Raw genomic sequence first — 13,358 nt, 5'->3', positions numbered from 1 at the left:
GAGCCAGCGATGTTCCGCCGTACGTTCTGGTTCACCACCGGCGTCGCCGCCGGAGTGTGGGCCACCACCAAGGTCAACCGGAAGCTGAAGCAGCTGACGCCCGAGAGCCTCGCCAGAACCGCGGGGAACAAGGCGATCGAGGCCGGCCACCGGCTCAAGGACCGCGCGGTCGACTTCGCGCTCGACGTCCGAGACAACATGGCCCAGCGGGAGGCCGAACTGGGCGACGCGCTCGGGCTCAACGCCCCCGTCGACCCCGAACTCCCGGCCCCCAGGCGGCACGCCGCCATCGAGAACCGCACAGAGCCGAAGACGTACGTCATCGACAACACGTCGTACACGTACAAGAAGAACTCGTACAACCGGAATGAGGACCACTGATGGAGTCGGCTGAGATTCGCCGCCGCTGGTTGAGCTTCTTCGAGGAGCGCGGTCACACCGTCGTCCCTTCGGCGTCGCTCATCGCGGACGACCCGACTCTGCTCCTCGTCCCGGCCGGCATGGTGCCGTTCAAGCCCTACTTCCTGGGTGAGGTCAAGCCGCCCTTCAGCCGCGCCACCAGCGTGCAGAAGTGCGTGCGCACACCCGACATCGAAGAGGTCGGCAAGACCACGCGGCACGGCACGTTCTTCCAGATGTGCGGCAACTTCTCCTTCGGCGACTACTTCAAGGAAGGCGCCATCAAGCTCGCCTGGGAGCTGCTCACCAGCCCCCAGGACAAGGGCGGTTACGGCCTCGACCCCGAGCGTCTGTGGATCACCGTCTACAAGGACGACGACGAGGCCGAGCGCATCTGGCACGAGGTCGTCGGCGTGCCGAAGGAGCGCATCCAGCGCCTCGGCATGAAGGACAACTACTGGTCCATGGGCGTCCCCGGCCCGTGCGGCCCCTGCTCCGAGATCAACTACGACCGCGGCCCCGAGTTCGGCGCCGAGGGCGGCCCCGCCGTCAACGACGAGCGGTACGTGGAGATCTGGAACCTCGTCTTCATGCAGTACGAGCGGGGCGAGGGCACCGGCAAGGACAACTTCGAGATCCTCGGCGACCTGCCCAGCAAGAACATCGACACCGGTCTCGGCCTCGAGCGGCTCGCCATGATTCTGCAGGGCGTGCAGAACATGTACGAGATCGACACCTCCATGGCCGTCATCGACAAGGCCACCGAGCTGACCGGCGTCCGCTACGGCGACGCCCACTCCTCGGACGTGTCCCTGCGCGTGGTCACCGACCACATGCGCACCGCCACCATGCTCATCGGCGACGGCGTCACCCCGGGCAACGAGGGCCGCGGTTACGTGCTGCGCCGCATCATGCGCCGCGCCATCCGCAACATGCGCCTGCTCGGCGCCACCGGCCCGGTCGTCAAGGACCTGATCGACGTCGTCATCGGCATGATGGGCCAGCAGTACCCCGAGCTCATCACCGACCGCGAGCGGATCGAGAAGGTCGCTCTCGCCGAGGAGAACGCCTTCCTCAAGACGCTGAAGGCCGGCACCAACATCCTCGACACCGCCGTCAGCGACACCAAGGCCGTCGGCTCCACCGTGCTGCCCGGCGACAAGGCCTTCCTGCTCCACGACACCTGGGGCTTCCCGATCGACCTCACCCTGGAGATGGCCGCCGAGCAGGGCCTGTCCGTGGACGAGGACGGCTTCCGCCGCCTGATGAAGGAGCAGCGGGAGCGCGCCAAGGCCGACGCCCAGGCCAAGAAGACCGGGCACGCTGGCGCCGGCGCCTACCGCGAGATCGCCGACAAGGCCGGTGCCACCGACTTCATCGGCTACACCGACACCGAGAGCGAGTCCACGATCGTCGGCATCCTGGTCGACGGCGCCTCCTCCCCGGCCGCCACCGAGGGCGACGAGGTCGAGATCGTCCTCGACCGCACGCCCTTCTACGCCGAGGGCGGCGGCCAGATCGGCGACACCGGCCGCATCAAGGTCGACACCGGTGCCGTCATCGAGATCCGCGACTGTCAGAAGCCGGTCCCGGGGGTCTACGTCCACAAGGGCGTCGTCCAGGTCGGCGAGGTCACCGTCGGCGCCAAGGCCCACGCCTCCATCGACGACCGCCGCCGCAAGGCCATCGCCCGTGCCCACTCGGCCACGCACCTGACCCACCAGGCCCTGCGCGACGCCCTCGGCCCGACGGCCGCCCAGGCCGGTTCCGAGAACCAGCCCGGCCGCTTCCGCTTCGACTTCGGCTCCCCGTCCGCCGTCCCGACGGTCGTGATGACCGACGTCGAGCAGAAGATCAACGAGGTGCTCGCCCGCGACCTGGACGTCCGCGCCGATGTCATGGGCATCGACGAGGCCAAGAAGCAGGGCGCCATCGCCGAATTCGGCGAGAAGTACGGCGAGCGCGTGCGCGTCGTGACCATCGGCGACTTCTCCAAGGAGCTGTGCGGCGGCACGCACGTGCACAACACCGCCCAGCTGGGCCTGGTGAAGCTGCTCGGCGAGTCGTCCATCGGCTCCGGCGTCCGCCGTATCGAGGCCCTGGTCGGCGTGGACGCCTACAACTTCCTCGCCCGTGAGCACACGGTCGTCGCCCAGCTCCAGGAGCTGATCAAGGGCCGCCCGGAGGAGCTCCCGGAGAAGGTCTCCGCCATGCTCGGCAAGTTGAAGGACGCCGAGAAGGAGATCGAGAAGTTCCGTGCCGAGAAGGTCCTCCAGGCCGCCGCCGGTCTCGCCGAGTCCGCCAAGGACGTCCGCGGCGTTGCTGTCGTGACGGGTCAGGTCCCGGACGGCACGACCGCCGACGACCTGCGCAAGCTCGTGCTCGACGTGCGCGGACGCATCCAGGGCGGACGGGCCGCCGTGGTCGCCCTGTTCACGGTGGCGAACGGCAAGCCGCTGACGGTCATCGCCACCAACGAGGCCGCCCGCGAGCGCGGCCTGAAGGCCGGCGACCTGGTCCGTACGGCCGCCAAGACCCTCGGCGGCGGCGGTGGCGGCAAGCCGGACGTCGCCCAGGGCGGCGGTCAGAACCCGGCCGCGATCGGCGAGGCCGTGGACGCCGTCGAGCGCCTGGTCGCCGAGACGGCCAAGTAAGAAACGGGTCTGGAAGATGCGCAGAGGACGTCGACTCGCGATCGACGTCGGGGACGCCCGTATCGGGGTCGCCTCGTGCGACCCCGACGGGATCCTCGCCACCCCGGTGGAGACGGTCCCGGGGCGTGACATCCCCGCAGCTCAGCGACGGTTGAAGCAACTCGTCGAGGAGTACGAGCCCATCGAGGTCGTGGTCGGTCTCCCGCGCTCCCTCAAGGGCGGCGAGGGCCCCGCCGCGGTCAAGGTCCGGGGCTTCGCCCAGGAACTGGCACGCATGATCGCCCCGGTTCCGGTGAGACTTCTGGACGAACGCATGACGACGGTGACGGCCAGTCAGGGACTGCGCGCTTCGGGCGTGAAGTCCAAGAAGGGGCGGTCCGTGATCGACCAGGCGGCAGCGGTGGTCATCCTGCAGCAGGCGCTGGAATCCGAACGGGTGTCAGGTAAAGCACCCGGCGAAGACGTCGAAGTGGTCATCTGATCGCGATACGGTAACGTTCCGCGCGATGCGGCGGCATTCGAACAGCCACCGCACAGCAAGAGGCGGGACGGGAGCCGAGCCGGAAGCCGCGTGACCGCCGCCTCGCGGCTCTAGGGGATCGATGACTGAGTATGGCCGGGGCCAAGGCTCCGAACCGTGGCATCCGGAGGACCCGTTGTACGGGGACGGCGGATGGGGAGGAGAGCAGGCCCACCAGGGTCAGCAGTCCCCCTACGGCGGCCAGCCGCAGCACTATCCAGAGCAGCCGCAGCAGCCGCAGTACGGCGACTGGGGCACCGGCCAACAGCCCGGGTACGGTCAGGCGCAGCAGCAGTACCAGTACGACCAGCAGCAGTACGCGGCACAGGCCCACGGGCATCAGCAGTACCCGGGGCAGGGCGACCAGGGGCACCAGCAGGACCAGGGGTACCACCAGCACCAGCAGCAGTACGACAACGGCGGCTGGGCCACCGGCCCGCACCAGCAGGTCTCGTACCCCGGCGACCCCGCCGACCCGTACGGTCAGCAAACCGGTGCCTACGGCGGGGGCCAGTCCGACTACTACGGCACGCCCGAGGGGTATCCGCCACCGGAGCCGCCCGGCCGGCGGCGGGCCGAGCCGGAGCCGGAGACCGACTGGGACCCCGGCCCCGACCAGGGGGAGCACGCCTTCTTCGCGGGCGGTGACGACGATGACGACGGCGACGAGCCGGGGGACCGCCGCCGACGCGACGACCAGCGGGGACGCGGCGGCAAGCCCAAGAAGCGCCGCAACGGAACGGCCTGCCTGGTGATCGTCCTGGTCCTCGGCGGCGGCCTGGCAGGTGTCAGCTACTTCGGCTACCAGTTCTTCCAGGATCGCTTCGGCGACGCGCCGGACTACGCGGGCGACGGCAACGGGCAGCAGGTGTCCGTCGAGATCCCGCAGGGCGCGGACGGTTACACGATCGGCCGGGTGCTGAAGTCCGTAGGCGTCGTGAAGAGCGTCGACGCCTTCGTCTCGGCGCAGGCCGCCAACCCCGACGGCAGGAACATCCAGGACGGCGTGTACACGCTGCAAAAGCAAATGTCGGCCGACAGCGCGGTCGAACTGATGCTCAGCCCGAAGAGCCGCGACAACCTGATCATCGCCGAGGGCAAGCGCAACGCCGACATCTACCGGCTCATCGACAAGCGGCTCGAGGTCAAGGACGGCACCACCGCCGCGGTCGCCAAGAGGGACTACAAGAAGCTCGGCCTGCCCGACTGGGCGCTGAACCACGAGAACGTCAAGGACCCGCTGGAAGGGTTCCTCTACCCCTCCAGCTACGGCATCGCCAAGGGAGAGAAGCCCGAGGAGGTGCTGAAACAGATGGTGACCCGGGCCACCCAGACGTACGAGAAGCTCGGCGTGGAGAAGAAGGCCCGGAGCCTCGGACTCGAAGACCCCTGGCAGCTGATCACCGTCGCGAGCCTGGCCCAGGCCGAGGGCACGAGCCACGACGACTTCCGCAAGATGGCCGAGGTCGTCTACAACCGCATGAAGCCGGGGAACCCGCAGACCAACGGCATGCTGGAGTTCGACTCCACCTACAACTACATCAAGAACCAGAGCAAGATCGATCTGAGTCTGAGCGAGCTGCGGAACTACGACAACCCGTACAACACGTACTTCCACAAGGGCCTGCCGCCCGGACCGATCGACAACCCGGGCGAGGCGGCGCTCAAGGGCGCCCTCAACCCGACCAAGGACGGCTGGTACTACTTCATCTCGCTGGACGGCAAGACCAGCGAATTCACGAAGACCAACGCAGAGCACCAGAAGCTGGTCGACAAGTTCAACGCGTCGCGGAACAACTGAGGAAACCTGATGGCCGCACCCCGCCGAGCCGCCGTTCTCGGCTCCCCGATCGCTCACTCCCTGTCGCCGCGGCTGCACAACGCGGCGTACCGGGCGCTGGGACTTACCGACTGGTCCTACGACCGGTTCGAGATCGACGAGGACGCGCTGCCCGGGTTCCTCGAGGGGCTCGGTCCGGAGTGGGCCGGGCTGTCGCTGACCATGCCGCTGAAGCGGGCGGTGATCCCGCTGCTCGACGAGATCACTGACACGGCCGCCTCGGTGGAGGCGGTCAACACCGTGGTGTTCCGGCCGGACGGACGCCGGGTCGGCGACAACACCGACATCCCTGGCCTGGTGGCTGCGCTGCACGAACGTGGTGTGGAGAAGACGGAGAGCGCGGCGATCCTGGGTGCCGGGGCCACCGCGTCCTCGGCTCTCGCGGCGCTGGCCCGGATCTGCACGGGCGAGGTCGTCGTGTATGTGCGCAGCGAACGGCGCGCGGCGCAGATGCGGCAGTGGGGCGAGCGGCTCGGTGTCCGGGTCCGGCCCGCCGACTGGGCCGACGCCGCCCGCGCCTTCGAGGCGCCCCTGGTCATCTCCACGACCCCCGCAGGGGGCACGGACGCGCTGGCCGAGCAGGTGCCCGAGCGCGTGGGCACCCTGTTCGACGTGCTCTACGAGCCCTGGCCCACGCCCCTCGCCGCGGCGTGGCAGGTGCGGGGCGGGCAGGTGCTGAGCGGCCTCGACCTGCTGGTCCACCAGGCGGTGTTCCAGTTCCGGCAGTTCACCGGCGACTCACGGTCGCCGCTCACCGCGATGCGGGAGGCCGCTCAGCGGGGCTGATGTGTCAGCCGCACCAGCCCAGCGGGCTCGTGTACTCGTCGGGGTACGGCGACGAGGAGCTCCAGCAGCGGGTAGAGCCGGAGTGCTGGACGCACTTGCCCGCGGCCCTCACGCGCACGGGGCCGGGTTGTAGTTGCCGAATCCTTGATCCAGGTGCCGCCCTGGGCGCGGATGCCCACGCTGACGGGGTTGTTCGCCGTCTGCGCCGGTATGAGGCGGCGGTGTCCTCCGACAGCTGATTTCCGGCCCAGGGGCGGCGATTTCTGGCGCGCGATCTGCTTGTGTTCGGCGGTGCGGCGGCCGGTGTCCACCGAGCCCGCGGTTCACGGCGTCCGTCAGCCGGACTCGGATCGGAGTCGTCCCCGTGGCATGGGAGGATCGGTGGTGCCGGACGGGCCGCGCACCCGGTCGGGCCGTAGCCGTACGCGATGAGGTGCGTACGCTGGGCAGTAAGCAGGCCGCGAACACTGAGGAGCACCGTTGAGCAGGTTGCGCTGGCTGACCGCGGGGGAATCCCACGGTCCCGCACTCGTCGCGACGCTGGAGGGTCTTCCCGCCGGCGTGCCGATCACCACGGAGATGGTGGCGGACCATCTCGCGAGGCGTCGCCTGGGCTATGGGCGCGGTGCCCGGATGAAGTTCGAGCAGGACGAGATCACCTTCCTCGGCGGCGTCCGGCACGGCCTCAGTCTCGGCTCCCCGGTCGCGATCATGGTCGGCAACACCGAGTGGCCCAAGTGGGAACAGGTCATGGCGGCCGACCCGGTCGACCCGGAGATCCTCGACGGCCTCGCCCGCAACGCGCCGCTGACCCGGCCCCGCCCCGGTCACGCCGACCTCGCCGGTATGCAGAAGTACGGCTTCGACGAGGCCCGTCCGATCCTGGAGCGGGCCTCCGCGCGGGAGACCGCGGCCCGGGTGGCCCTCGGAGCGGTGGCGCGGTCGTACCTGAAGGAGACGGCGGGCATCGAGATCGTCTCCCACGTGGTGGAGCTCGCGGGAGCGAAGGCGCCGTACGGCGTGTACCCGACGCCCGCGGACGTGGAGAAGCTGGACGCGGACCCGGTGCGCTGCCTGGACGCCGACGCGTCGAAGGCGATGGTCGCCGAGATCGACCAGGCCCACAAGGACGGCGACACCCTCGGCGGCGTGGTCGAGGTGCTGGCGTACGAGGTGCCGGTCGGCCTCGGTTCGCACGTGCACTGGGACCGCCGCCTGGACGCCCGCCTGGCCGCCGCCCTGATGGGCATCCAGGCGATCAAGGGAGTCGAGGTCGGCGACGGCTTCGGCCTGGCACGCGTCCCCGGCTCCAAGGCGCACGACGAGATCGTCGCGACCGCCGAGGGCATCAAGCGGACGTCCGGCCGCTCGGGCGGCACCGAGGGCGGGCTGTCCACGGGTGAGCTGCTGCGCGTGCGGGCGGCGATGAAGCCGATCGCGACCGTGCCGCGGGCGCTGAAGACGGTGGACGTCGTCACCGGCGAGGCCACTGCCGCCCACCACCAGCGTTCCGACGTGTGCGCGGTGCCGGCCGCCGGCATCGTCGCCGAGGCGATGGTCGCCCTCGTCCTCGCGGACGCGGTCGCGGAGAAGTTCGGCGGCGACAACGTGGCCGAGACCCGCCGCAACGTCCGGTCCTACCTCGACAACCTGGCCATCCGATGAGCCCGCTGATCGTGCTGGTCGGCCCGATGGGCGTGGGCAAGTCCACCGTCGGGCAGCTGCTGGCCGAGCGGCTGGGGACCGGCTACCGGGACACCGACGACGACATCGTCGCCGTGCAGGGCCGGACGATCGCCGAGATCTTCGTCGAGGAGGGCGAGTCCGCCTTCCGCGCGATCGAGAAGCAGGCCGTGCACGAGGCACTGACCGGGCACGACGGTGTGCTGGCCCTGGGCGGCGGCGCCGTCCTCGACCCGGACACGCGCGCGCTGCTCGCCGGGCAGCGCGTGGTCTACCTGTCGATGGACGTCGAGGAGGCGGTCAAGCGCACCGGCCTCAACGCGGCCCGGCCGCTGCTCGCCGTCAACCCGCGCAAGCAGTGGCGCGAGCTGATGGAGGCCCGCCGGCACCTCTACGAGGAGGTCGCCACAGCCGTGGTCGCCACCGACGGCCGCACCCCCGAAGAGGTCACCCGAGCCGCCCTGGACGCACTGGAGTTGAAGGAAGCATGAGTGAGGCAGTGACCCGGATCCAGGTCGGCGGCACGGCGGGAACCGAGCCCTACGAGGTCCTCGTGGGCCGGCAACTCCTCGGCGAGCTCCCCGGATTGATCGGAGACAAGGCCAAGCGGGTCGCGATCGTTCACCCCGAGGCACTGGCCGAGACGGGTGAGGCCCTGCGCGCCGACCTGGCCGGGCAGGGTTACGAGGCGGTCGCCATCCAGGTGCCCAACGCCGAGGAGGCCAAGACCGCCGAGGTCGCCGCCTACTGCTGGAAGGCGCTGGGCCAGTCCGGATTCACGCGCACGGACGTCATCGTCGGTGTCGGCGGCGGCGCGACCACCGACCTGGCCGGGTTCGTGGCCGCCACATGGCTGCGCGGGGTGCGCTGGATCGCGATCCCGACCACCGTGCTCGCCATGGTCGACGCGGCCGTCGGCGGCAAGACCGGCATCAACACCGCCGAGGGCAAGAACCTGGTCGGTGCCTTCCACCCGCCCGCCGGTGTCCTCTGTGACCTCGCCGCCCTGGACTCCCTCCCGGTCAACGACTACGTCTCCGGACTCGCGGAGGTCATCAAGGCCGGCTTCATCGCCGACCCGATGATCCTGGACCTCATCGAGTCCGACCCCGAGGGCGCCCGCACCCCGGCCGGCCCGCACACCGCCGAGCTCATCGAGCGCTCCATCCGGGTCAAGGCCGACGTGGTGTCGTCCGACCTGAAGGAGTCGGGCCTGCGCGAGATCCTCAACTACGGCCACACGCTCGGCCACGCCATCGAGAAGAACGAGCGCTACAAGTGGCGGCACGGCGCGGCCGTCTCGGTGGGCATGCACTTCGCCGCCGAACTCGGCCGCCTGGCAGGCCGGTTGGACGACGCGACGGCCGACCGCCACCGGACCATCCTCGAATCGGTCGGGCTGCCCCTGCATTACCGCCACGACCAGTGGCCCAAGCTGCTGGAGACCATGAAGGTCGACAAGAAGTCCCGCGGTGACCTGCTGCGCTTCATCGTCCTCGACGGTCTGGCCAAGCCGACGGTTCTGGAGGGACCCGACCCGGCCGTGCTGCTCGCCGCGTACGGCGAAGTCGGACAGTAAGTCCCCAGGCGCGCCTTCCGCCCGGAATCGCCTTATGGGGCAGGGCACTTCGGACCGCCCCCGGCCGTTCACACAACACTGGCCGGGGGCGGTACCGTTCGGTAGCAGCGGGTTCCGCCCCCGCTGTCAGCGCCCATCGCCTGTACGAGACGGAGTGGCACCGGATGCAGCACGCAGTGGGTTCTCCGCTGCCGCCGCCCCACCAGCCGGGGCACGGACCGGCCGTCGGCTGGTCGCCGGCCGCACACCACCCGGGTCCGCACCACCCGGGTGCGCACCAGGGCTCCGCGCCCGTGCCCCCGCCGCCCCCGGCGCCCGGTTATCCCGCGCCCCCGCCCGGGCCGGCCTCGCCCCCGCCACAGGCCTCCGTCCCTCCGGTGCCGGACACCACCGGTCATGTGCCGCTGCCGCCCGGCGGTCCCGTGGCCATGCCCAGCGCGCCGCCCGCGACGGCGGTCCCCGACCCGGCCGGTACGACGCTCGCCGTGCTGCTGATCGGGCCCGCGGGTGCCGGGAAGACCAGCGTCGCCAAGTACTGGGCGGACCATCGCCGGGTCCCCACGGCGCACATCAGCCTCGACGACGTACGCGAGTGGGTCCGCTCGGGCTTCGCCGACCCCCAGTCCGGGTGGAACGACAACTCCGAGGCGCAGTACCGCCTCGCCCGTCGCACCTGCGGCTTCGCCGCGCGGAACTTCCTGGCCAACGGCATCTCCTGCATCCTCGACGACGCGGTCTTTCCCGACCGTCCCGTCGTCGGCCTCGGCGGCTGGAAGCGGCACGTCGGGCCAGGCCTGCTGCCGGTCGTTCTCCTTCCCGGGCTGGACATCGTCCTGGAACGCAACGCGCAGCGCACGGGCAATCGGCGGCTGACGGACGAGGAGGTCGCCCGTATCCATGGGCGGATGGCCGGGTGGTACGGGTCCGGTCTGCCGATCATCGACAACTCGCAGCTGGATGTCCCGGAGACGGCGCGGTTGCTGGACGATGTGCTGGCCAGGTCTATCGCGAGTCCGCCGCAGTGGTAGGCGGCGGGGAGTCGGTTGCCCGGTGCTGAGGGTGCTCGGCGTTTGCGCTCGGGCCGGGTGGGTCCGCAGCCCGGCGGAGCGGAGTGCCTCCCCCCAAGCTCTCGGCTTCGCTCGAGCAGAGGGGGACCCCCATCGCCCTTAGTGGCACGACTGCCCGTAGTTAGGCCGGACCGGCGGCCCGCAGCGGTTGGCGCGTCGACGGACAGTTAGTTGGTTCGCAAGTCGATCGCGCCGTTCCGAGGACGGACACCCCCCGGCGCGGCCCCGACCCACCACCGCCGCGTAGGCGAAGGCGCGCACCCCCACCGCTCCCGCGCGCAGGCGTACCGCCCAGCCCCACCGCAACCCGCGCAGGTGCACCGCCCCGCCCACCGCACCAGCGCGCAGGCGCACCGCCCAGCCGACCACCCCCGCGCAGACGTACCCCCAGCCGTCGCAGACGACCCCCACTCGGCCCTCCCGACCGGCGACATCGCCCCGCCGCTCGTAGGCTCGGGTCATGTCAGAGGTGTACGCGGCCCGCCGGACGCGTCTGAGGGAATACTGCAACGCGGGCGGCAGCGCGGCGGCGCTGGTCTCCCGCCCCGCCAATGTGCTCTATCTCGCGGGCGCCGCCCCGCACGGCGCCGTTCTGCTGCTGGGCAAGACCGAGGACCAGGACCTCCTGGTGTGTGCCGGCCCGACAGCCGACCGCCCCACGCAGGAGCGCCCCGACGAGGCCCTGCGCGTACAGACCCTGCCCGGTGTCGGCGGCGGCGACCCGGCCGTCGCGGCCGCAGGCCTCGCCGCGGGCCAGGGCGCCGACTCCCTCGCCGTGGAGGAGCACCACCTCACCGTGGCCCGGCACCGCGCCCTCGGCTCGGTCGCCCCCCGGCTGCGCCTGGCCAACCTCGGCGGCGCGGTGGAGCAGCTCAGGGTCGTCAAGGACGAGGAGGAGATCTCCTGCCTCCGCATCGGCGCCGAGATCACCGACCAGGCCCTCGGCGAACTGCTGGAGTCCATCCTCGTCGGGCGGACCGAGCGCCACCTCGCCCTCGAGCTCGAAAGACGCCTCGTGGATCACGGGGCCGACGGCCCGGCCTTCCCCACCTCCGTCGCCACAGGGCCGAACGCCGGGCGCCCCGGGCACCGGCCCACCGACCGCCGCGTCGAGGAGGGCGACCTCCTCTCCGTCTGCCTCGGCGCGACATACCGCGGCTACCGCTGCGAGATCGGCCGGACGTTCGTCATCGGCACCGCTCCCGCGGACTGGCAGATCGAGCTGTACGACCTGGTCTTCGCGGCGCAGCGCGCCGGACGTGAGAGCCTGGTACCCGGCGCCGCCTGCCGGGACGTCGACCGCGCCGCCCGCCAGGTCCTGGACTCCGCGGGGTACACGGAGGGCCTCACGGCCCTGACCGGACACGGTGTGGGGCTCGAAATCGACGAGGACCCTCAATTGAGTCCCGCGGCCATGGGTAAACTGGACGCTTGCGTGCCGGTCACCGTCGAACCTGGGGTCCACCTCCCGGGACGGGGCGGCGTCCGGATCGATGACACGCTCGTCGTCCGCCCCGAGGCGGACGGCGGACCCGAGCTACTCACCATCACGACCAAGGAGCTGCTCGCCCTGTAGGCAGGTGCGTGCCCCGGGGTCGTACGTCAGTCCAGGAGATTCCGCAACCGTGGCTTCCACGAACGACCTCAAGAACGGCATGGTGCTCAAGCTCGAAGGCGGCCAGCTCTGGTCCGTCGTCGAGTTCCAGCACGTCAAGCCCGGCAAGGGCCCGGCCTTCGTGCGCACCAAGCTCAAGAACGTGCTCTCCGGCAAGGTCGTCGACAAGACCTTCAACGCCGGTGTCAAGGTCGAAACGGCCACCGTCGACAAGCGCGACATGCAGTTCTCCTACATGGACGGCGACTACTTCGTCTTCATGGACATGGAGACCTACGACCAGCTCATGGTCGACCGCAAGGCCGTCGGCGACGCCGCCAACTTCCTCGTCGAGGGCTTCACGGCCACGGTCGCCCAGCACGAGGGCGAGGTGCTCTTCGTCGAGCTGCCGGCCGCCGTCGAGCTGAGCGTCCAGGAGACCGAGCCGGGCGTCCAGGGCGACCGCTCCACCGGCGGCACCAAGCCCGCCACGCTGGAGACCGGCCACCAGATCCAGGTCCCGCTCTTCATCACCTCCGGTGAGAAGATCAAGGTCGACACCCGCACCAGCGACTACCTCGGCCGGGTGAACAGCTAACCGTGGCTGCCCGCAACACGGCCCGCAAGCGCGCCTTCCAGATCCTCTTCGAGGGCGACCAGCGCGGCGCCGAGGTCCTGACCGTCCTCGCCGACTGGGTCCGGCTCTCCCGGGCCGACACCCGGCAGCCGCCGGTGAGCGAGTACACGATGGAGCTGGTCGAGGGCTACGCGCAGCACGCGAAGCGCATCGACGAGCTGATCGCCCAGTACTCGGTCGGCTGGACGCTCGACAGGATGCCGGTCGTCGACCGCAACATCCTGCGGCTCGGCGCCTATGAGCTGATCTGGGTCGACGAGACCCCGGACGCCGTCGTCCTCGACGAGATGGTGCAGCTGGCGAAGGAGTTCTCCACGGACGAGTCGCCCTCGTTCGTGAACGGCCTGCTCGGACGGCTGAAGGAGCTCAAGCCCTCGCTCCGCCGCGACGAGGTCTGAGAGAGACGGAACGCCGGAGGGCCCGCAGCCTGGACGCTGCGGGCCCTCCGGCATTCCCGTGCGTTCGAGGGCTGCCAGGCCCTCAGAACGCCGCCGGGGGGGGGGGGGGGCCCGGGGGGGGGGGGGCCCCCCCCCCGGGGGGGGGGGGGGCCCCCCCCCCCGCCCCCCCCCCGCCCCGGGGGGCGCCGCCCCCCCCCCGCC

Annotated in this window: 13 protein-coding genes; 12 read left to right on the top strand and 1 reads right to left on the bottom strand. The window is 70.8% G+C overall.

Going from position 1 to position 13,358, the window contains the following annotated elements:
• The first annotated feature begins 9 nt into the window (after positions 1-9).
• The 9 genes from ACIBNA_RS41170 (at position 10) to ACIBNA_RS41130 (ending at position 10,489) form a co-directional block, all read left to right on the top strand.
• On the top strand, positions 10-381 hold the full coding sequence (locus ACIBNA_RS41170; protein WP_399170444.1) for a hypothetical protein: 372 nt from the start codon (positions 10-12) through the stop codon (positions 379-381).
• Entirely contained in the window at positions 381-3,053 is a 2,673-nt protein-coding gene (gene alaS / locus ACIBNA_RS41165; RefSeq protein ID WP_399170443.1) for an alanine--tRNA ligase, read from the top strand. The genes ACIBNA_RS41170 and alaS overlap by 1 nt, the downstream gene beginning before the upstream one ends.
• Positions 3,054-3,069: 16 nt before the next feature.
• Positions 3,070-3,534, top strand: a complete 465-nt coding sequence (gene ruvX, locus ACIBNA_RS41160) for a Holliday junction resolvase RuvX (RefSeq protein WP_399170442.1) — start codon at positions 3,070-3,072, stop codon at positions 3,532-3,534.
• Positions 3,535-3,655: 121 nt separating this feature from the next.
• On the top strand, positions 3,656-5,374 hold the full coding sequence (mltG, locus tag ACIBNA_RS41155; protein ID WP_399170441.1) for an endolytic transglycosylase MltG: 1,719 nt from the start codon (positions 3,656-3,658) through the stop codon (positions 5,372-5,374).
• Between the two features lie 9 nt (positions 5,375-5,383).
• On the top strand, positions 5,384-6,199 hold the full coding sequence (locus ACIBNA_RS41150; protein ID WP_399170440.1) for a shikimate dehydrogenase: 816 nt from the start codon (positions 5,384-5,386) through the stop codon (positions 6,197-6,199).
• Positions 6,200-6,679: 480 nt separating this feature from the next.
• The gene (gene aroC / locus ACIBNA_RS41145) at positions 6,680-7,864 is read left to right on the top strand and encodes a chorismate synthase (RefSeq protein ID WP_399170438.1); all 1,185 of its coding nucleotides are present in this window, start codon (positions 6,680-6,682) and stop codon (positions 7,862-7,864) included.
• Complete coding sequence (locus tag ACIBNA_RS41140; protein ID WP_399170437.1) at positions 7,861-8,373, top strand: shikimate kinase; 513 nt, start codon at positions 7,861-7,863, stop codon at positions 8,371-8,373. Before aroC ends, ACIBNA_RS41140 begins: the two co-directional genes overlap by 4 nt.
• Positions 8,370-9,461 (top strand): 3-dehydroquinate synthase, encoded by a 1,092-nt coding sequence (aroB, locus tag ACIBNA_RS41135; protein ID WP_399170436.1) that lies wholly within the window; start codon positions 8,370-8,372, stop codon positions 9,459-9,461. Before ACIBNA_RS41140 ends, aroB begins: the two co-directional genes overlap by 4 nt.
• Positions 9,462-9,625: 164 nt before the next feature.
• The gene (locus ACIBNA_RS41130; RefSeq protein WP_399170435.1) at positions 9,626-10,489 is read left to right on the top strand and encodes a Pro-rich N-terminal domain-containing protein; all 864 of its coding nucleotides are present in this window, start codon (positions 9,626-9,628) and stop codon (positions 10,487-10,489) included.
• 138 nt (positions 10,490-10,627) lie between these two features.
• Here the strand turns inward: ACIBNA_RS41130 and ACIBNA_RS41125 are convergent, their stop codons facing one another.
• Positions 10,628-10,990 carry a hypothetical protein gene (locus tag ACIBNA_RS41125; RefSeq protein WP_399170434.1) on the bottom strand — a complete coding sequence of 121 codons (363 nt, stop codon included), beginning with the start codon at positions 10,988-10,990 and terminating at the stop codon, positions 10,628-10,630.
• Here ACIBNA_RS41125 and ACIBNA_RS41120 point away from each other — a divergent pair.
• Genes ACIBNA_RS41120 through nusB form a run of 3 tightly spaced genes read left to right on the top strand, consistent with a single transcriptional unit; the run spans position 10,989 to position 13,157 of the window.
• The gene (locus ACIBNA_RS41120; RefSeq protein WP_399170432.1) at positions 10,989-12,104 is read left to right on the top strand and encodes an aminopeptidase P family protein; all 1,116 of its coding nucleotides are present in this window, start codon (positions 10,989-10,991) and stop codon (positions 12,102-12,104) included. The genes ACIBNA_RS41125 and ACIBNA_RS41120 overlap by 2 nt on opposite strands.
• Before the next feature lie 49 nt (positions 12,105-12,153).
• Complete coding sequence (gene efp, locus ACIBNA_RS41115; protein WP_399170431.1) at positions 12,154-12,720, top strand: elongation factor P; 567 nt, start codon at positions 12,154-12,156, stop codon at positions 12,718-12,720.
• Between the two features lie 2 nt (positions 12,721-12,722).
• On the top strand, positions 12,723-13,157 hold the full coding sequence (gene nusB / locus ACIBNA_RS41110) for a transcription antitermination factor NusB (RefSeq protein ID WP_274814998.1): 435 nt from the start codon (positions 12,723-12,725) through the stop codon (positions 13,155-13,157).
• Positions 13,158-13,358: the final 201 nt, after the last annotated feature.

Source organism: Streptomyces sp. NPDC050164, assembly GCF_044459945.1.
GTDB classification, from domain to species: domain Bacteria; phylum Actinomycetota; class Actinomycetes; order Streptomycetales; family Streptomycetaceae; genus Streptomyces; species Streptomyces coeruleorubidus_A.
Note: the sequence above shows the minus strand (reverse complement) of the source record. Positions and strands in the feature narration are given on the sequence as shown.

What these genes read in the sequence shown, in the direction of transcription:
- ACIBNA_RS41170 (WP_399170444.1), top strand. Translation starts at nt 10, where the DNA reads ATGTTCCGCCGTACGTTCTGGTTCACCACCGGCGTCGCCGCCGGAGTG.
- alaS (WP_399170443.1), top strand. Translation starts at nt 381, where the DNA reads ATGGAGTCGGCTGAGATTCGCCGCCGCTGGTTGAGCTTCTTCGAGGAG.
- ruvX (WP_399170442.1), top strand. Translation starts at nt 3,070, where the DNA reads ATGCGCAGAGGACGTCGACTCGCGATCGACGTCGGGGACGCCCGTATC.
- mltG (WP_399170441.1), top strand. Translation starts at nt 3,656, where the DNA reads ATGACTGAGTATGGCCGGGGCCAAGGCTCCGAACCGTGGCATCCGGAG.
- ACIBNA_RS41150 (WP_399170440.1), top strand. Translation starts at nt 5,384, where the DNA reads ATGGCCGCACCCCGCCGAGCCGCCGTTCTCGGCTCCCCGATCGCTCAC.
- ACIBNA_RS41140 (WP_399170437.1), top strand. Translation starts at nt 7,861, where the DNA reads ATGAGCCCGCTGATCGTGCTGGTCGGCCCGATGGGCGTGGGCAAGTCC.
- aroB (WP_399170436.1), top strand. Translation starts at nt 8,370, where the DNA reads ATGAGTGAGGCAGTGACCCGGATCCAGGTCGGCGGCACGGCGGGAACC.
- ACIBNA_RS41130 (WP_399170435.1), top strand. Translation starts at nt 9,626, where the DNA reads ATGCAGCACGCAGTGGGTTCTCCGCTGCCGCCGCCCCACCAGCCGGGG.
- ACIBNA_RS41120 (WP_399170432.1), top strand. Translation starts at nt 10,989, where the DNA reads ATGTCAGAGGTGTACGCGGCCCGCCGGACGCGTCTGAGGGAATACTGC.
- ACIBNA_RS41125 (WP_399170434.1), bottom strand. Translation starts at nt 10,990, where the DNA reads ATGACCCGAGCCTACGAGCGGCGGGGCGATGTCGCCGGTCGGGAGGGC.